General features: G+C 64.4%; 17 protein-coding genes. 14 read left to right on the top strand and 3 right to left on the bottom strand.

What is annotated here, in order from left to right:
• The first annotated feature begins 75 nt into the window (after positions 1-75).
• Genes AC1DWU_RS01205 through AC1DWU_RS01190 form a run of 4 tightly spaced genes read left to right on the top strand, consistent with a single transcriptional unit; the run spans position 76 to position 4,303 of the window.
• Positions 76-828 (top strand): transketolase, encoded by a 753-nt coding sequence (locus AC1DWU_RS01205; RefSeq protein ID WP_477148498.1) that lies wholly within the window; start codon positions 76-78, stop codon positions 826-828.
• Positions 828-1,796 carry a transketolase family protein gene (locus tag AC1DWU_RS01200; RefSeq protein WP_477148128.1) on the top strand — a complete coding sequence of 323 codons (969 nt, stop codon included), beginning with the start codon at positions 828-830 and terminating at the stop codon, positions 1,794-1,796. Before AC1DWU_RS01205 ends, AC1DWU_RS01200 begins: the two co-directional genes overlap by 1 nt.
• Positions 1,793-3,271, top strand: a complete 1,479-nt coding sequence (locus AC1DWU_RS01195; RefSeq protein WP_477148127.1) for an FGGY family carbohydrate kinase — start codon at positions 1,793-1,795, stop codon at positions 3,269-3,271. The genes AC1DWU_RS01200 and AC1DWU_RS01195 overlap by 4 nt, the downstream gene beginning before the upstream one ends.
• A 51-nt stretch (positions 3,272-3,322) precedes the next feature.
• Positions 3,323-4,303, top strand: a complete 981-nt coding sequence (locus AC1DWU_RS01190; RefSeq protein WP_477148126.1) for a TIM barrel protein — start codon at positions 3,323-3,325, stop codon at positions 4,301-4,303.
• 58 nt (positions 4,304-4,361) lie between these two features.
• Here the strand turns inward: AC1DWU_RS01190 and AC1DWU_RS01185 are convergent, their stop codons facing one another.
• Complete coding sequence (locus tag AC1DWU_RS01185) at positions 4,362-5,198, bottom strand: phytanoyl-CoA dioxygenase family protein (protein WP_477148125.1); 837 nt, start codon at positions 5,196-5,198, stop codon at positions 4,362-4,364.
• A gap of 89 nt (positions 5,199-5,287) precedes the next feature.
• Here AC1DWU_RS01185 and AC1DWU_RS01180 point away from each other — a divergent pair, with 89 nt between their 5' ends.
• From AC1DWU_RS01180 to AC1DWU_RS01150, 7 genes are all read left to right on the top strand, one after another.
• Positions 5,288-6,121, top strand: a complete 834-nt coding sequence (locus tag AC1DWU_RS01180) for an AraC family transcriptional regulator (protein ID WP_477148124.1) — start codon at positions 5,288-5,290, stop codon at positions 6,119-6,121.
• Positions 6,122-6,196: 75 nt separating this feature from the next.
• Positions 6,197-7,210 carry a LacI family DNA-binding transcriptional regulator gene (locus tag AC1DWU_RS01175; RefSeq protein WP_477148123.1) on the top strand — a complete coding sequence of 338 codons (1,014 nt, stop codon included), beginning with the start codon at positions 6,197-6,199 and terminating at the stop codon, positions 7,208-7,210.
• 323 nt (positions 7,211-7,533) lie between these two features.
• Positions 7,534-8,454 carry an ABC transporter permease gene (locus AC1DWU_RS01170; RefSeq protein WP_477148122.1) on the top strand — a complete coding sequence of 307 codons (921 nt, stop codon included), beginning with the start codon at positions 7,534-7,536 and terminating at the stop codon, positions 8,452-8,454.
• Positions 8,454-9,416 (top strand): carbohydrate ABC transporter permease, encoded by a 963-nt coding sequence (locus AC1DWU_RS01165; RefSeq protein WP_477148121.1) that lies wholly within the window; start codon positions 8,454-8,456, stop codon positions 9,414-9,416. Before AC1DWU_RS01170 ends, AC1DWU_RS01165 begins: the two co-directional genes overlap by 1 nt.
• A 77-nt stretch (positions 9,417-9,493) precedes the next feature.
• Positions 9,494-11,041 carry a DUF3502 domain-containing protein gene (locus AC1DWU_RS01160; protein WP_477148120.1) on the top strand — a complete coding sequence of 516 codons (1,548 nt, stop codon included), beginning with the start codon at positions 9,494-9,496 and terminating at the stop codon, positions 11,039-11,041.
• A 70-nt stretch (positions 11,042-11,111) separates the two neighbouring features.
• Positions 11,112-11,759 carry a YesL family protein gene (locus AC1DWU_RS01155; RefSeq protein WP_477148119.1) on the top strand — a complete coding sequence of 216 codons (648 nt, stop codon included), beginning with the start codon at positions 11,112-11,114 and terminating at the stop codon, positions 11,757-11,759.
• 13 nt (positions 11,760-11,772) lie between these two features.
• Positions 11,773-14,151: a glycoside hydrolase family 2 TIM barrel-domain containing protein gene (locus AC1DWU_RS01150; protein WP_477148118.1), complete on the top strand. Its 2,379-nt coding sequence runs from the start codon at positions 11,773-11,775 to the stop codon at positions 14,149-14,151.
• A gap of 24 nt (positions 14,152-14,175) precedes the next feature.
• Here the strand turns inward: AC1DWU_RS01150 and AC1DWU_RS01145 are convergent, their stop codons facing one another.
• Positions 14,176-15,063: a LysR family transcriptional regulator gene (locus AC1DWU_RS01145; RefSeq protein ID WP_477148117.1), complete on the bottom strand. Its 888-nt coding sequence runs from the start codon at positions 15,061-15,063 to the stop codon at positions 14,176-14,178.
• Between the two features lie 111 nt (positions 15,064-15,174).
• Here AC1DWU_RS01145 and AC1DWU_RS01140 point away from each other — a divergent pair, with 111 nt between their 5' ends.
• The 3 genes from AC1DWU_RS01140 to AC1DWU_RS01130 are packed head-to-tail and all read left to right on the top strand — an operon-like array spanning position 15,175 to position 17,771.
• Positions 15,175-16,365: an MFS transporter gene (locus tag AC1DWU_RS01140; protein WP_477148116.1), complete on the top strand. Its 1,191-nt coding sequence runs from the start codon at positions 15,175-15,177 to the stop codon at positions 16,363-16,365.
• Positions 16,305-16,736 carry a cyclophilin-like fold protein gene (locus tag AC1DWU_RS01135; protein ID WP_477148497.1) on the top strand — a complete coding sequence of 144 codons (432 nt, stop codon included), beginning with the start codon at positions 16,305-16,307 and terminating at the stop codon, positions 16,734-16,736. Before AC1DWU_RS01140 ends, AC1DWU_RS01135 begins: the two co-directional genes overlap by 61 nt.
• An 18-nt stretch (positions 16,737-16,754) precedes the next feature.
• Positions 16,755-17,771, top strand: a complete 1,017-nt coding sequence (locus AC1DWU_RS01130) for a zinc-dependent alcohol dehydrogenase family protein (RefSeq protein ID WP_477148115.1) — start codon at positions 16,755-16,757, stop codon at positions 17,769-17,771.
• A gap of 69 nt (positions 17,772-17,840) precedes the next feature.
• Here AC1DWU_RS01130 and AC1DWU_RS01125 read toward each other — a convergent pair whose 3' ends face one another.
• A complete protein-coding gene (locus AC1DWU_RS01125; RefSeq protein WP_477148114.1) occupies positions 17,841-18,530 on the bottom strand; it encodes a GntR family transcriptional regulator in 690 nt (229 codons plus the stop codon).
• Positions 18,531-18,598 lie beyond the last annotated feature (68 nt).

Raw genomic sequence — 18,598 nt, 5'->3', positions numbered from 1 at the left:
TCCGCCGGTCTGGCAAACGACCCCGTCGCACGCATTGCCGACAAAGCGCTGTGGATTCGCCGGCGCAGTTTCCAGATGGTCTACGAAGCGCAGATGGGGCACCCGGGCGGCGATTTCAGTGCCGCTGATATCCTCGCGACGCTCTATTTCGGCGTCCTGCGCCACGATCCGCGCAACCCGCGCGATCCGGGCCGCGACCGCTTCGTCATGAGCAAGGGCCACTGCACTGGCGCCTTCTACTCCGTGCTCGCCGCGGCGGGCTTTTTCCCCGAGGGCGACCTCTCGACCTACATGCAGCCGCTGTCGAAACTCAATGGCCACCCCAACCGCAACTACCTGCCCGGCGTCGAGACCAATACCGGCCCACTCGGCCACGGCCTGCCGGTGGCGACCGGCATCGCCATTGCGGGGCAGATCGACGGTGCCGACTTCCGCACGTTCGTCCTCACCGGCGACGGCGAGCTGCAGGAAGGCAGCAACTGGGAGGCCGGCCTGACCGCGGGGCATCGGAAGCTCGAGAACCTCACGCTGATCATCGACCGCAACCGCCTGCAGCAGGGCGCCCGCACCGAGGACACGGCCACGCTCGACCCGCTCGACGACAAGTGGCGCGCCTTCGGCTGGCATGTGGAAGTGGTCGACGGCCACGACCACCGTGCCCTCTACGATACGCTGAGCGCCTCGCCCAAGGGGCGCGGCAAGCCGCTTTGCGTCATCGCCAACACTTTCAAGGGCAAGGGCGTCAGCTTCATGCACGACAACGTCGCCTGGCACCACGGCGTGCCGAACAAGGAACAGTACGAACAAGCCATGCGGGAACTCGCCTGATGAGCGCTGCTGCCCCCATCCCGAGCGGCTGGCACGACTGCCGCGACACCTTTTCGAAGACCGTCGAGGCGTTGGCTGAAGCCGACCCCCGCATCGTCACCGTGGTCAGCGATAGCGTCGGGTCGAGCAAGCTGGTCAATTTCGGCAAGCGCTGGCCCACCCGCATGGTCAATGTCGGCATTGCCGAGCAGACCGTGGTCGCGGTCGGCGCCGGCCTCGCCAATGGCGGCAAGATCCCGTTCGTCTCCGCGGCCTCGTGCTTTCTCACGGCCCGCGCCATGGAGCAGATCAAGGCCGACATCGCCTATTCGAACGTCAACGTTAAGCTGATCGGCCAGTCGAGCGGCGTCGCCTATGGCGAGCTCGGCCCGACCCACCATTCCATCGAGGACATGGCCTGGCTGCGGCTGCTCAACAACCTGACGCTGATCGTCCCCTCCGATCCGTGGGAGACCGAGCAGGCGATCCGCGCCGCGGCTTCGCTGGATGGTCCGGTGTTCATCCGTGTCAGCCGCATGCCGGTGCCGGCCCTGCCGCGCCAGAACCCGCATTTTGAGATCGGCAAGGCCGAGGTGCTGCGGGCCGGCGGCGATGTTGCTATCATCGCCAACGGCGTCATGGTGCACCGGGCCCTTGCGGCCGCCGAGGCGCTGGCGGCCGAGGGCATCGCAGCCCGGGTGATCAACATGTCGACGGTCAATCCGCTCGACGAGGCAACCATCCTCGATGCGGCGAAGACCGGCGCCATCGTCACCGTCGAGGAACACTCGGTCCGCGGCGGGCTGGGCGGCGCGGTCGCCGAGGTCGTCGCCACCAACCAGCCGGTGCCGATGCGCATTCTCGGCTTTCCCGGTTTCGTGCCGACCGGCTCGGCCGACTGGCTGCTCGAGCATTTCAACCTCAATGCCGCCGGCATCGCCGATGCCGCGCGCCAAGTCCTCTCGCGCAACGTGTTGCAGCGCAAATGAGCAACGGCCTGATCCTCGCGATCGATCAGGGCACGACCAACACCAAGGCTCTGGCCTTCGATGCCGAAGGCCGCGTCGTCGCCAGCGCGTCAGTGCCGATGGCGGTGGCTTATCCGCAACCCGGCTGGGCTGAGCAATCTGCCATCGACATCTGGAACAGCGTTCGCGCGGTGATCGCCGACGTCGTTGCAACGACCGGACCGGATATGGATGCGCTGGCGCTTTCCAACCAGCGCGAGACCATCGTCGTCTGGGACGCGAGGACCGGCGCCCCGATCGCCCCGGCTATCCTCTGGCAATGCCGGCGTTCGGCGCCGTACTGCGCCACGATACGTGAAGCGGGCCATGCCCGCCTGATCGAGGACCGGACCGGCCTCGGTCTCGATCCGCTGTTCCCGGCCGCCAAGATCGCCTGGATCCTCGACCATGTCCCCGGCGCCCGCGACGCCGCCGAAGCCGGCCAGCTGCGGGCCGGCACCGTCGATTCCTGGCTGCTGTGGAACCTCACTGGCGGCGAGCACGCCACCGACCATTCCAACGCCTCGCGCACCCAACTGTTCAACACCGAAGCGCTGGCCTGGGACCCCGAACTCGGCCGCATCTTCAACGTCCCGCTCAAGCTGATGGCCGAGGTTCGCCCCTCGGACAGTGCCTTCGGCACCGTGGCGGCAGGCGTCAGCGCCCTTTCAGTCGGCACGCCGGTCCACGCAATGGTCGGCGATTCCCACGCCGCGCTTTACGGCCACGGCGTGCGCGAACCAGGCACGCTGAAAGCCACCTACGGCACCGGTTCGTCGCTGATGACGCTCACCACTGGCCGCATCGCCAGCCGCAGCGGCCTCTCCTCGACCATCGCCTGGAGCACCTCGGCCGGCGTTGCCTATGCGCTTGAGGGCAACATCTCGGTATCGGGGCAGGCGGTAGCCTTCATGGGCAGCCTGCTCGGCATTGCCGATCCGGCAGCGGTCGCCGAACTCGCGGCCACGGTGCCCAACAGCAACGGCGTCGTCTTCGTGCCCGCGCTGGTCGGGCTCGGCGCGCCGTACTGGGAGCCGGAGGCGCGTGGCATCGTTTCGGGCCTCGCACTTGGCACAACGCCGGCGCACCTCGCGCGCGCCGCGGTGGAATCGATCGCCTTCCAGGTCGCCGATGTCTTCACTGCCATGGAGACCGATCTCGGCCAGCGGCTGACGCGCCTCTCGGCTGACGGCGGCGCGGCGCGCAACGACATGCTGATGCAGTTCCAGGCCGATCTCATCGATCGCCCGGTTCTGCGCGGCAACCTGCCGGAAGTCAGCGCCGCCGGTGCCGCCATGCTTGCCGCGGCCGGCCTCGGCCGCAACTCGGCGCGCCCCACGACACAGCAGCGCGAGTTCAAGCCGGCCATGTCCGACGCAGATCGGGCCGCGCTGACGGGCGCCTGGCTCGCCGGTGTCGGCCGGGTCCTGCAATCGGACCGTGCCACCGGAAACTGAAATCAAGCGTCGGCTCACATAGGCCGGCCAAAGCAAAAGGGAGAAGACCTCATGAGCAAGCTGCGCTTCGGAGCCGGCATCTGGCACTTCGCGACCTATGTCGATCGCTACGCCACCGATGGCTATGGCGTGCCGCGCAGCGTCATCGACGCGATCGATCTCGCCGGCAAGGTGCGCGACCTCAGCGTCGTCGACATCAACTACCCGTTCTTCGGTGGCGAGTTCAGCAACGACCAGGTCAAGGCGGCGCTCGAGCGCAACAAGCTCAGCGTCATCGGCATCACCCCGGAGATCTACACCCGCGAGTTCGCCAAGGGCGCCTTCACCAACCCGGATCCCGGCGTTCGCCAGCGGGCACATGAGCTCATCACCGAAGCAGCCCAGGTGGTCCGGGACTTCAAGGCGGACTACGTCAAGCTGTGGCCGGGCCAGGACGGATGGGACTATCCGTTCCAGGTCGATCACGGCACGCTGTGGAAGAACTCGCTCGACGGCGTCGGCCGGCTGGCCAGCGAGAACCCGGACCTGAAATTCGTCATCGAGTACAAGCCGCGCGAGCCGCGGGTGCACATGAGCTTCGACTCGCTGGCACGCACCCTGCTCGGCATCGAGAAGATCGGCTTGCCCAATGTCGGCATCCTGCTCGATTTCGGCCATGCCATCTTCGGCGGCGAGTCGGCCGCCGACTCGGCGCAGATGGCCATCGACTACGGCCGGCTGTTCGGCATGGACGTGAACGACAATTACCGCTCCTGGGACGATGACCTCGTCGCCGGCAGCCTCCATCCGATCGAGCTGTTCGAGTTCTTCCACGTGCTGCGCAAGAACAAGTGGGACGGCGTGTGGCAGCTCGACCAGTTCCCCTTCCGCGAGGACAGCGTAGCGACCGCTGACCACGCGATCGACTTCCTCAAGGCCGTCGACCGCGGACTTGATGCCCTCGACCTGCCGGCACTGCGCAAGGCCCAGGACAACCACGACGCGATCACCGCGTTGCGCCTGGCACAGAAGGCCCTGTTCGGATCGTTCTGATGCGTCCTTGACGACCCAGTTAGTGGCGCCCCCTGTCGTGGGGCGCCATTGACATCAATCAGTGCGGGCCAGCCGGGAGGTCCTGCGTTGTGCCACACGGGCCGCCGTCCATATTGACCGCGATCTCCTGCCTCTCGCCGTCAAAGCTCAACGCCTCGTAGTAGTGGCTCATCTCCACCGTGCTGGCCGGGATGTAGTGGAAGATGAGCGAGCGGCGGAAGCGATCGGCGCTGGTGTTTGGCGTTGACCCGTGGATGACGCTGCCGTTGAAGAACAGCACATCTCCCGCCTTGAGCCGCATCATCCGAGGTTCGAGCCCCGGGGGCGGCTCGACATGCTCGGCCGTGAAGAAAAGCGCGGGGTCGGCTTTCTCGGGGCAGGCGATGTCGAGTGTCGCGGTCTGCGGCACGCACATCATGCCGCCATTGCCTTCGTCCGCGTCGTCGACGGCGACCCAGGCGGCCATGCAGGTTCCCGGCTTCACGCGGAGATAGAAGTTGTCCTGGTGCAGATCCTGCCCGCGCGCTCCCGGTGGCTTGAAGTAGAACATCGACTGGCAGGCGAACGGCTCCTCGCCGAACAGCTCCGCGAGGATCGGTCGCAACCGCGCGTCACGCATGTAGCGCGTCGCCAGCGGCCCCACCGGCTTATCCAGATGCTTATGCGGATGCATCATCCGCGGATAGAACGCGAGCGGGTCGGTCGACAGAGGCGGCGCCCCGTCGCGCACCTTCGGCGTATCGGAGAGACCGGCCACCGGCCCGTCCTTGGCGGTCTGCATGAACGTCTCGCGGATTTCGTCGATCTCGCCCGCGCTGAACAGGCCGCGCATCGCGAGGAAACCGTCGCGTTCAAACTGGGCGCGTTGAGCGTTCGAAAGCTGCATCGTGTTCATGCTGACCTCTCCCTGATGTGCCAGCAAGGATAGTGCCATCAGGCCGCTTGGCCATGGAACATCGTGTCCAAGGCATATAATATCCTGCTATGGCAAAGATCGAAGCATCACGTCCGTCATCCGTTCTCGAACTCCTGACCGGACACTTCCATGAAGGATCGGGCTATCGCATTGTCCGCCGCGATGGTGTCGGCGACTGGCTGCTCATCGCTACAGTCAGCGGCAAGGGCCGCTTCGGCCATGCCGAGGGCGAGCTTGTCGTCGAAGCGGGGGATTGGGTGCTCATCCGCCCCGGCACCCCGCATGACTATGGCGTCGAAGCTTCGTTGAAGCAGTGGGAGCTTCTGTGGGCCCATTTCCAGCCGCGTGCGCACTGGCTGCCATGGCTCAACTGGCCGGCGGTCGCGCCGGGTCTCATGAAGCTCGCTATTCGCGACGGCAGCACGATGGAACGCTTCAGTGAGGTCCACCGCCTTTTCACCGGCGATCTCCGGCGGCGCGAGGCCTTCGCCATGAATGCACTCGAGGTCTTGCTCCTCGAGTGCGACCGCCAGAACCCGCTGGCCGCCACCACCGGCTATGACGATCGCATCCGCCGGGCGATGGATTTCCTTGAACGCAACCTGGGCCGGAAGATCACGCTCGCCGATATCGCCCGCGCGGTCGGCCTCTCTGCTTCACGGCTTGCGCACCTGTTTCGCGAGCAAACCGGCCAGACCCCGCAGCAGTACCTCGAAGCCCTCCGGATGCAGCGCGCGATCGAGCTGCTGCAGAGGACCGGATTCAGCATCAAGCAGATCGCCGACACCGTCGGTTTCGATAGCCAGTTCTATTTTTCCCAGCGCTTCAAGGCGCGGACGAAGCAGAGTCCAAGCAGCTTCCGTGCCGCTGCGTCGCCTTCCGCACAAGGTCCCGCCCGCTGACCTTCTTGTTCTTTGCCGCTTGCCTAGGCCCGCTCTTCTTGCCTAAGCAAGACTCTGTGTTGGTGCGGAGCAGTCGTGGTCACGCTCAAGGAAATCGCGAAGGCCGTGGGCGTCTCGTCGGCGACGGTGTCGCGCGTGCTCAATTTCGACCAGACGCTTTCGGTGACTGCCAAGACGAGGCAGGCGATCATCGAAACTGCCGAGGCGATGAAATATGAGACGCCCCGGGCGCGCAATCGCGCCTATCAGCAGGGGCTAAGCAAAGTCGCGCTGGTGCACTATCTCAGGCCCGAGCAGGAGCTTGTCGATCCCTACTATGTCGGGCTGCGCCTGGGGATCGAGAGCCGCTGCCACGCCCTCAAGATCGAGACCATCAAGGTCTATCACACCGACAGGCTGCCGGAGGCCTCACTGCTGCGGGGCGCCTCCGGGATCATTGCCATCGGCCGGCACGACGAGAGCGAGATTGCCTGGCTTAGACAGCACAACCGCAATCTGGTCTTTGCCGATTTCAGCCCACCGACCGACGAATTCGATTCCGTCGAATCGGACCTGATGCTCGCGACCAGGAAGCTCCTGCAATCGTTGTCGCGGGCAGGATACCGCAGAATCGCGTTCGCCGGGTGGGTCGATGTCTACGACGGCCTTGCGCCCACTCAGCCGGAGCGGCGGTGTCGCGCCTACATGCAGTGGGCAAAGGAAGCCGGCGTCTTCGACGAGCGCATCTGTATGACCGGGAGCAAGACGGAAGAGAGCGGCTACGAGCTGACGCGCAAGATTCTGTCGGAGAGGGACCGGCCGGACGCGCTCATCACCGCCAACGACAACATGGCGGTTGGCGCCTACCGTGCCATCCACGAGATGGGCCTCAGCATTCCCGACGACATTGCAGTCGCCAGCTTCAACGACATCTCGGTCGCCCAGTTCATGAGTCCGCCGCTCACCACCGTGCACCTCCCCGCCGAGGAGATTGGCGAGAGCGCGGTCGAGCTCCTGCTCGAGCGGATCGGCGGGCGCGAACTGCCCAAGCGCGTCACGCTCGCCACCAGTTTGCGCTGGCGCGGCAGCACCCGGGCCTTGCCTTCCTGACCCCGAACTAAATATTTACTGAAAACTTGCGCACCGCATCTGCCGCCGCTAACAATGTCTCAGCGGCGAGGGAAGAGGCCGCTTGGTGTGGAGGACATCATGATGCATTTTTCGACCCCGCATGAGCCGAGGCGACTGGCGTTGCTGGCTCTTCGCTGAGCCAATCCTGGCGTTTCGATAACGTCGTCGACTTCGCCGACTGGCTTCGGGCGTACCGAAGCGCTGCTGGCATCGACGGTCAGTCCTAGCCCCAGTGGCAGTGCGTCCTGAAGGACGCCGCACCGGTGGCAGAGAGGGGGAAGATGTCGGGAACGGATACGCCCTTGCGGCGAAAGTCCCTGCTAAGGCAACTCGCGGACAGCAAGATCCTCTTGCTCATGTGCGTTCCGGCGATCGTATTCTTCGTCATCTTCAACTACTGCCCGCTCCCCGGAGCGTGGATCGCATTCACGAACTTCAACTACCGCGACGGGATTTTCGGCAGCCCGTTCGTCGGGTTCAAGAACTTCGAATTCCTCATCAAATCCGGGCAGCTCTGGATGCTGACGCGGAACACGATCCTCTACAACCTCGCCTTCATCGTGTTCGGCAACATCCTGCAGATCGCCATCGCGATCATGCTCAACGAGATCCGGTCGACCTTCTTCAAGAAGATCAGCCAGGCGGCGATGTTCCTGCCGTTCTTCATCTCGGCCGTGCTCGTCGGCGTCATTGCCTTCAACCTCCTCAACTACGACACCGGCGCGCTGAACGCCCTGATCAAGCAGACGGGCGGCGACCCGATCAAGATCTACAGCGTCGCTGGCGCGTGGCCGCTCATCATCATCATGGTGCACCTGTGGCAGTCGACCGGCTACGGCTCGATCGTCTACTTCGCAGCGATCATGGGCATCGACCGAAGCCTCTACGAGGCGGCCACGGTCGACGGCGCCTCCGCCTGGCAGCGCATCCGCTACGTGACGCTGCCGAGCCTCAAGCCGACCTTCATCATCCTGGTGCTGTTCTCGCTGGGCAGCATCATGCACGGCAATTTCGGGCTGTTCTGGAACCTGATCGGCAACAACGCCTCGCTGTTCAAGATGACCGACATCATCGAGACCTCGGTCTACCGGATGGTGCTGTCGCAGAACAACTTCACCACGTCCACGGCCGTCGGCCTCTACCAGTCGCTGTTCGGTTTCGCTCTCGTCATGACCGCGAACTGGATCGTGCGCAGGATCAACAAGGACTACGCGCTGTTCTGATGACCGATCAAGCCAGCAACGACAGCATCATCGTGGGGTCAGAGGGCGTCGGTATCGGGCCGGCGAAACCTCGGGCGATCAAGCTCGACAGTAGCGACTACGTGCTCCAGACGATCTCCTACGTCACGATCACACTGTTCGCGCTGTTCTGCCTCGTGCCATTCGTCCTGATCGTTTCGGCCTCGTTCTCGACCGAGTCGACGATCATGAAGACCGGCTTCGGCCTGTTGCCGAAGGACTTCACCTTCGCGGCCTACGAGTGGATCTTCAAGGCGCCCCGGCAGATCATCGGCTCGTATGTCGTCACCATCACGATGACCGTGTTCGGCACGGCGATCGGCCTCTTCGTCATCGCGATGACGGGATACGCGCTCAACCGGAAGGACTTCCCCTTCCGCAACCACATCTCGTTCTTCATCTACTTCACGACGCTGTTCTCGGCCGGCCTTGCGCCGACCTTCCTGTGGATCGCGCGCGATCTCGGCCTCCGTGGCAACTACCTCGCGGTCTTCCTGCAGCTGCTGATGAGCCCCTGGCTCATCATCCTGATGAAGAGCTTCATGCGAACCGTGCCCTACGAGATCATCGAATCCGGCAAGGTCGACGGCGCCGGCGATTTCCGGATTTTTGCCCAGCTGTGCCTGCCAATGATGAAGCCGGCGCTGGCGACGATCGGCCTCTTCCTCGCGCTCAGCTACTGGAACGAGTGGTACCTGTCGTCGCTCTATCTGGGCAGCACGGTCGAGTTCAAACCGCTGCAGTACCACCTCTACAATGTCATCAACACGGCCAACGCACTGAAGAATTCGGTGGCCGGCTCCAATGTCAGTGTCACCGACCTGCCCAGCAACACCCTGAAGATGGCGAGCGCCGTCGTGGCCATCGGCCCGATCCTGCTGCTCTACCCCTTCATCCAGAAATACTTCGTCAGCGGCATCACCATCGGCGCAGTGAAGGGATGACCGCCTGACCAAGTTACGCGGCCGAGGGAACTGACCGCGAAAAACGCAAAGCAACGAATTCAGAGGAGGAGCCTGAAATGAAAAGAAGGAATGTCGTACGGGTCGGGGCGGCGCTGCTGGCCCTCGGCATCTGCGCGCCGGCGCTGACGGCGAGCGTGCTTGCCCAGGATGCGCCCACCGAAATCACAATGCTGACCATGGGTAACAAGCCCACCAACGGCCGCATGGAGGCGATGCTCGAAAAGCTCAACGAGCTGCTGGTGAAGAAGGCCAACGCCAAGCTCGACATGTTCTTCGTCGAATGGGCCGACTGGCAGACGCAGTACAACGTGCAGCTGCTCTCGGGCGACGACAATGTCGACCTCATCGGCACCGCCACCGACTGGCTCTATGCGTGGGAGAATTCGGAGAAGGGCGCGTTCCTGCCACTTTCACCCGAGATGCTCCAGGCCAATGCCCCCAAGACCTGGGCACAGGTCGACGCCGATGGCCACTGGGACCTCACCAAGCTCGCCGACGGCAACATCTACTTCATGCCCGAGGACAACTATACCCAGTACACCAACCACGGTTTCTTCTACCGCGGCGACTGGGCCAAGGAAGCCGGCTTCGAGAACGGCGAGATCACCAAGTTCGAGGACTTCACCAAGTATTTCGAGTGGGTGAAGGCCAACAAGCCCGACGCCTATCCGTGGGACGTCGCGCGCGCCAACGAGGCGGCCCTGACCGGCTACATCCAGGGCCACACCGACTTCCAGACGCTCCAGGGAATCAGCGCCGGCAATTACGCCCCGTTCCACACCAAGGCGTCGGACCCCTACACTGTCACCTCATGGTACATGGAGGGTGACGCCCTGATCGAAGCGGCCAACATCGCCAAGAAGTGGAACGAGATCGGCGTCTGGCGCGAGGACGCGTTGAACTTCGATGGCGAGCCGCGTGAGCTCTTTTATGCCGGCCTCTCGGGCGCCGACCAGCACCACACGCAGACGTTCGTCAACGACATCGTCTACAACATGAACACCAAGCAGCCTGGCTCCGACCCGAAATTCTTCTACTGGGGCAAGGAGAACGGCAACTTCTTCAAGGACATCTTCACGCACGGCGCCATGGCGGTCAGTGCGCACTCCAAGAACCCGGAGAAGGCCCTTCAGGTCTATGACCTGATCCGCAACGACAAAGAGATCTACATGCTGTTCAACTACGGCATCGAGGGGGTCGACTACACCATCAACGCCGACGGTGTGCTGGAACGCCCGGCGGACTGGGACTCCTCGACGATGGCTCTCGGCACCGATTATTGGTGGGGCCGCACGGACGAATTCGAGCCGAAGCTGGCCACGCAGGCGCCTAACAAGGACGCTATCATCGCTGAACTTGCCGCCACAGCGAAGGACTACCCGTATTCGACGCTGCTCATCAATAAGCAGAACATCGATCCGACGCTCGCGGCGATGGCCGGTGTGCTCTCCGAGTACATCCCGCAGCTGCAATACGGCAAGTTCGACGATCCCGCCGCGGCTGTCGCCGAGATGCGCCAGAAGCTGATGGACGCCGGCTACGAAGACGCGCGCGCCTCCATCCAGGCCGACATGGACGCCTGGAAGGCGGCCCGCGGCCTCTAGGCGCCTGACCAGAGGCCGGGCGGTATGCGCTAGCGCGCAGGCCCGCCCGGCCTTCTCGGAGGATAGACGAGTGGACAGCTTGTTTTCGGCGGACTCCGCACTCATGCGCGGCCTGACCAGGCTCGCCGACGTGATCATCCTCAACCTGCTGTTCATCGCCACCTCGATCCCGGTCGTGACGCTGGGCGCCTCGCTGACCGCCCTGAACTTCACCGCCATGCGGATCGGTACCGGCGAGTGCAACTCCGTCACGGACGACTATTTCCGCTCCTTCCGGCGCAACTTCCGTCAGGCAACCGTAATCGGGCTGGTGCTCGCGCTCCTCATAGGCGTGCTCGCCGCTTGGTACGTCGTCGTCACCAACCTCGCCTTCGGTGCCATGATTGAGCTGGTGCTGCTGGCAATCTGGTACGTGCTCGCCTTCACCCTCGCGGCGGCGGCGCTCTTCGTGTTCCCGTATCTCGCGAACTTCGAAGGCCGCACGCGCGACGTGCTCCGCAACGCGCGACTGCTGTCGTGGAAGCACCCGCTGACGGCACTGGCCGCGCTGGCGCTCATCGCGCTCTGCGTCACGATCACAGTCTTCTACCCGCAGGTGACCGGGTACGGCCTCTTCTGGCTCCTGGTCGGCTTCGCCGGCATCGCCGTGGTCAACGGCTTTCTCTTCACCCGCATCTTCAGCAAGTACATCGCCGCATCGGCATCCAACCAGACATAGGGGCCGACGGCTCATGCATAGCTACGACATCCGCCAGTGGAACTTCCTCCTCGCGGACCAGCCCGACGCGTGGGCCAAGGGGTTCGACGACTCCACCTGGCGCAAACTCACCGTGCCGCACGACTGGAGCGTCGAGCAGGAGTTCTCGCCATCCCATTCGAGCGGCACCGGCTACCTGCCGGGTGGTATCGGCTGGTACCGGGCGCATGTCTCGCTGCGCGAGGTGGGCGATTTCGCCGGCAAGCACGTCCGGCTGGTGTTCCACGGCGTCTACAAGAACGCCCGGGTCTGGGTGAACGGCTACAATGTCGGCGGCCGGCCCTCGGGCTATGCCCGGTTCTCGTTCGATTTGACCGAGATCCTCTCCTACGCCAACAGCGACGACCTCGTCGTGAGCGTCCGGGTCGAGCACACCGACATCTCGGATTCCCGCTGGTACAACGGCACCGGCATCAACCGCCGGGTCGAACTTGAAGTGCATGAGGCCGTGCGGGTTGCCGAATATGGCACCGCCTTTACCACCGTCGCTGCGGATACCTCCAAGGCCACCGTCCGGATCGCCCAATCGCTCTGCAACGACACTTCCGCGGCCGTGACCGTCGACGTGCGGCACGAGCTACGGTCGCTGACCACCGATCGGGTGCACGCGTTCACCGCGCAGGCCAGGGTGCCTGCCGAAGGATCGGCCGACGTCGACGTCACGGGTGAGGTTCCACAGCCGGAGCTTTGGAGCGACACCAGTCCGAGCCTCTATCGTCTCACCACCACGCTGACCTGGCCGAATGGGAGCGCCACCTACGAGGAGACGGTCGGCATCCGCACCTTCCGCTTCGACCCCGACCACGGCTTCTTCATCAACGGCGAACCGCGGAAGCTCAAGGGCGTGTGCCTGCACGAGGATGCCGGTCCCTTTGGCACGGCGGTGCCCACCGAGGTCTGGCTGCGCCGGCTGCTGACGCTCAAGCACATGGGCTGCAACGGCGTGCGCATGGCCCACAATTCCCACGCGCCGGAACTCTACGGGCTCTGCGATGCGCTCGGCTTCTTCGTCATCGATGAAGCGTTCGACGAGTGGGAGAACCCCAAGAACAAATGGTGGCAGGGTCACAACGTCTATCCGCCGCGCCACCAAGGCTACGCCAACGACTTCCACGAGTGGCACGAGCGCGACCTGGCCAACATGGTCGACGTCCATCGCAACCATCCCTCGATCATCGCCTGGAGCATCGGCAACGAGATCGACTACCCTAACGATCCCTACGCCAGCGCCCGGTTCGAGGCGATGACGGGCAACAACGACGCCAATAAGTCGGCCAAGCAACGCGCCTACGACCCAAATCGGCCCGACGCCCGGCGCCTTGCGACGATCGCGCGCCGGCTCACCGACATCGTCAAGCGGAAGGATTCCACGCGGCCCGTGACGGTCGGCTCGGCCTTCCCCGAACTCTCCCGCCATACCGGCTTCCTCGAGCCGCTGGACCTGGTGGGCTACAACTACAAGGAACACCTGTACGAGGCGGATCACCGCCAGTTCCCCAACCAGCCGATGCTCGGCAGCGAGAACTGGCACCGTTACTCCGACTGGCTGGCGGTCGTCCGCAACGACTACATCGCTGGCCAGTTCCTGTGGACCGGCATCGACTACCTGGGGGAGACGGGCGGGTGGCCCTGGCATGGCTCCACCGCGGGCCTGCTGACGGTCGCAGGCTTCGGCAAGCACACTTTCCACCTCCGCCGCAGTTGGTGGTCCGACGAGCCCATGGCCTACATCGTGACCCGTCCGCATAAAGGGCAGGCAGAGCAGCAGAACCTCTGGTCGCACCCAGCCCTGTCGCGCCTCTGGGACGGCACTGCCGGGCCAGCCGTCGAGGTCCTCTGCTTCAGCAACGGAGAACCCAGACTGACCTGCGGGGGCGTGGAGCTTCCGCTCACCCGCAACGAGGAGAACGGCTACTGGGTCGCCGTAACCGAGCCGCGCCCCTTCCTGCTGCTCGAGACACGCCGCGACGGCGAGGTTGTCGCCACGGACGAGCTCGGGCCGCGGGGCGATGCGGTCAGGCTCGAGGCCATCGCATGGCAGGCACCTGCCGACGCCGAGCGCCGCTGCGCCGACGCCGGCCTCACACCCGAGGGCATCATTCAGATCGAGTGTACGCTCCGCGACGAGCGCGGCGAGGTGGCTCGCAACGAGAAGGTCGTGACGGCCGAAGTGGACAACGGTGCGCTGCTGGGGCTCGAGAACGGCGACCTCAGTGACGTCACCCCGTACGCCGCGCAGCATCGGCAAACGCTGGACGGCCGGATCATCGTGTTCGTCCGGCCCAACGGCCGAGCAACTCTGCGACTGAGCGCTCCGGGCATCCCGGACGTTCGGGTGGAGTGCGGGACCTAAACAGGCCGGCCGTCGCGTCCTTGATCAGGCCCGTAAGGCCTCCATCACCACCGAGAAAGCCGGCGAGTTCTGGCGCCGGCTCGGGTAGTACAGGTAGTAGCCGGCGAACATCGGGGACCAATCGTCGAGGACCTGAACCAGTTGTCCCTCCGCGATCTGGCGTTCCACGAGGTTTTCCGGCACGTACGCGATGCCATACCCCTGCAGCGCCGCGTCGATCATTGGGTATGAGGTGTTGAAGGTCAGCTGGCCATCCACTCGCACCCGCAACGCACGGCCGTCCTTCTCGAACTCCCAGGCATAGAGGCTCCCGGATGTGTCGTAGCGCATGCCTATGCAGGTATGAGCGACAAGGTCCTGGGGCGCCTGGGGGATGGGGTGCGTCTCGAAATAGGCGGGAGACGCCACTGCCACCTGACGCCAATCGGGACCGATGCGCACTGCGATCATGTCCTTGTCGAGGCTTTCACCCAGTCGCACGCCGGCATCGAAGCGCTCTTCGACGATGTTTCGAAAGCCATTGTCGCGGCGGAGTTCGAGCTTGATGTCCGGATAATCCTTGAGCACCGGCCCCAGCTTCGGCCAGACGACGCTCTCGAAGGCATGGTCGGACACAGTGATCCTCACGGTGCCGGACGGCTTGTCGCGGAACGACATCAGGCCGTCGATCTCGCCCTCTATCTCCCGGATGCGCGGCGACAGTGAGCGCAGAAGGCGTTCTCCTGCTTCAGTGGGAGAAACGCTTCGGGTGGTCCGGGTCAGAAGCCGCAGTCCCAGGCGCGCCTCGAGCTTGCGGATCGTGTGGCTGACCGTCGACTGCGAGGTCCCCAGTTTCGCCGCGGCCCTGGTGAAGCTCCGCTCCTCGGCGACGGTCATGAACCAGAGCATGTCGGCCAGCTCTTGTCTGCGCATCGGTCGATCTCCCCGCTCGATTTATATCACAGATCGATAGGTCCATGCGAATTCCCATGGCTAATCCGCTGAGCGGCGTCGACCTATGTTGGTGTCCGGAGATCGAAGCTCATGGACGCCACTTACGAGAACAAGCTCGCACGCTCCCCCGCCGCCTGGGGTGCAGTGGTCTCGATGGCATTGTGCGTTGCGGTGCTCATCGCGTCGGAATTCATGCCGGTAAGCCTGCTTTCGCCGATTGCGGCCGATCTCGGCATCACCGAAGGCCAGACGGGCCAGGCGATCTCCATCTCGGGACTATTCGCTGTCATCACGAGCCTGTTCGTCGCTCACGTGACCCGCAAAATCGATCGGCGCATCGTCGTGCTGTCGTTCTCGGCCCTGCTGATCGTGTCCGGGGCCATGGTCGCCTTCGCCCCCAACTATGCGTGGCTGACGGGGGGCAGGGCCCTGCTTGGCCTTGCCATCGGCGGCTTCTGGTCGATGTCGACCGCCATCATCATGCGCCTCGTTCCTGACGGTGACGTGCCGAAGGGACTCGCGATGCTCAACGCCGGCAATGCGATCGCAGCGACGATCTCGGCGCCGTTGGGTAGCCTGCTGGGCGATGCGATCGGTTGGCGCGGCGCCTTCTTCTTCGTTGTTCCCTTAGCCGCGCTTGCCCTCGTCTGGCAGTGGATGGTGCTCCCTTCGCTGCCGCCCCGCGGTGTGGAGGGCGAGGGCAACGTATTCCGGCTGCTGAAGCGACCGCCCGTCGCCCTGGGGATGGGGGCAATCATGCTGCTGTTCATGGGCCAGTTCGCCCTTTTCACCTACCTGCGGCCCTATCTCGAAACGGTGACCGGTGTTTCGGTGGCGACCCTCTCCACTATCCTGCTGGTCATGGGATTGGCGGGGGTGGCCGGGACCTGGGTGATCAGCCGCCTCCTCGAGCGGCGCCTGTTCAGCATCGTCGTCGCCATCCCCACGGTGATGGCCGTCCTCGCGGTTGCACTCATCCTCTGCAGCGGGATGCCGATCGCAGTCGCGGGCCTGCTGCTGGCCTGGGGCTTTTTCGGAACCGCAGCGCCGGTAGGCTGGGGCGCCTGGCTGGCGAAGACGCTGCCGGACGACGCCGAAGCCGGCGGTGGATTGCAGGTCGCGATCATCCAGTTCGCCATCACCATGGGCGCCGGAGCGGGAGGGCTGCTGTTCGACTCGGCCGGCTGGTGGAGCCCCTTCGCCCTGGGCGCCGCACTTCTCTGCGGATCTTCGCTGCTGGCCTTCGTGGCGTGGCGCTCGACCCGGCGGATGAACCCATGACTGAGACCAAGGTCCGCCTCGTGTTCAACGGCCAGATCACGAGCGCCGCGCTCCACGACAATCCTTCGGCGCGCGACTTCCATTCCATGCTGCCGCTCGACCTCACCATCGACAACTATGCCGACAACGAGAAGATCGCCTACCTTCCGCGAAAGCTCACCGAGGCGGGCAGCGGGCCCTTCGGCAACGAGCAGCCAGGTGACCTCTGTTACTACGCGCCCTGGGGCAACCTCGCGCTGTTTTACGCCGGATATCGCTGGTCGCGCGGCCTTATCCGCCTCGGTCGCCTCGAGAGCGGGTTCGAGCCGCTGCTCGTTCGCGGCCGATTTCCGCTGCGGATCGAGCGTGTGGACACCGGTTCCACCACCTAGAATTCAAGGAGAATACCCATGCTCGCAACAGTCCTCCATGCCCCCGGCGACGTTCGCTACGAAGATGTCGCCGAACCGAAAATCCTCAAATCCACCGACGCCATTATCCGGCTGTCCTACACCTGCATTTGCGGCTCGGATCTCTGGCCCTATAGGGGTCTCGCAGCCATCACCAGCCCGCAGCACATGGGGCACGAGTATTGCGGCGTGGTGGTCGAGGTCGGCAGCGACGTGAAGACCGTCAGGCCGGGCCAGTTCGTCGTCGGCTCATTCGCCACGTCGGACAATACATGTCCGCATTGCAAGTATGGCTTCCAGTCGTCCTGCGAACAGCGCGAATTCATGAGTGGCGCGCAGGCGCCGCTGGCTCGCGTGCCTCTGGCTGACGGCACCCTCCTGGCGACGGCCGACATCCCCTCGGATGATCTCATTCCGAGTTTGCTGGCGGTGTCCGATGTTCTGGGGACCGGCTGGTACGCGGCCGATGCCGCACGGGTGCAGCCGGGCTCGAGGGTTGCCGTCGTCGGCGATGGCGCGGTTGGCCTCATGGGTGTGCTTGCCGCAAAGCAAATGGGCGCCGAGCAGATCATCGCAATGAGCCGCCACAAGTCCCGGCAGGATCTCGCGCTCGAATATGGGGCGACGCACATCGTCACGGAGCGCGGCGATGAGGGCGTCGGTCGCATCAGGGAGTTGACCGGCGGCGTCGGCGCGGACTCGGTGCTCGAATGCGTCGGCACGAACGAGTCGATGCTGCAGGCGATCAACGCGGCACGACCGGGTGGCTCGATCGGCTTCGTGGGCGTACCGCATGGCGTCGAACTCGATGGCCAGTTCCTGTTCTTCTCCCAGAAGAACCTGCTGGGCGGGCCGGCGCCGGTGCGCCGCTTTCTGCCCCACCTGATGGATCTCGTGCTCACGCGCAAGATCAACCCGGGCAAGGTGTTCGATCTCGAACTGCCGATCGCGGACGTGGCGGAAGGCTACCGCGCCATGGACGAGCGACGCGCCATCAAGACCCTGTTGCACGTCTAGCTTTCGACAAGGGGACGTCAGATGGAAATTCCGGCGAACGCAGTCGGAATGGCGTGGCGCGTCCTCCACCTAGTACAGTCCCATGTGCCGCTGCAGCGCTGCCGTGAAATGGGCTGAGAGCGCAGCGACCGCCTTCTCCGGGTCGCGCTGGCGGCAGGCGAGGATGATTTCCATGTGCTCCTTCAGCGACCGCAGGGCGAGCGGGGCGGTCAGCTTGCGATCGAGGCGCACGAGGCGCAGGTAGTTGTGCATGCGCTTGTAGCTGGTGTCGATCAGCGGGTTGTTGAGGCTGCCGATGATGGCGTTGTGGAGGATGCGTTCGAGGCTCTCCAGTTCCTCCTTGTTCGCCTCGGTTAAGCCGGCCGCCTCGATCGCCGCGATTGCCGCACGGTGACGTTGCTCCATCTCAGCGAGTTCGCCGTCATCCGCCGTCTCGGCATAAACGGCCACCGCTGCCCGCTCGAGAATGCCGCGATACTGGTACGTGGAGCGGGTAAGCTCGAGCCCCGGCTTTACGAACTGGATGCCCGATCGTGGATGCACGGTGAGCACCCCTTCGGTTTCGAGCACCTTGAGCGCGTCGCGCAGCGGTCCGACAGGAATGCCGAGCAGCTTGACCAGATCGTTCTGCGACAGGAACGCGCCGGCAGGAATCTTCCGGTCGAACAGCGTTTCGAGGATGCGGGTGTAAGCCAGGTCGCTCAGTCGGCCCGCGCCGCCGGTTTCCGCCGTTGCCATCGTCTGTTCGTATCGGGCCACTTGCCTCGCCCCCTGATCTGGTCTATTAGCGTCGCCGTCTGATAAATCAGATGGCTCAATTAGTCTAT

It is taken from the genome of Devosia sp. P2_G7, assembly GCF_056403495.1.
Note: the sequence above shows the minus strand (reverse complement) of the source record. Positions and strands in the feature narration are given on the sequence as shown.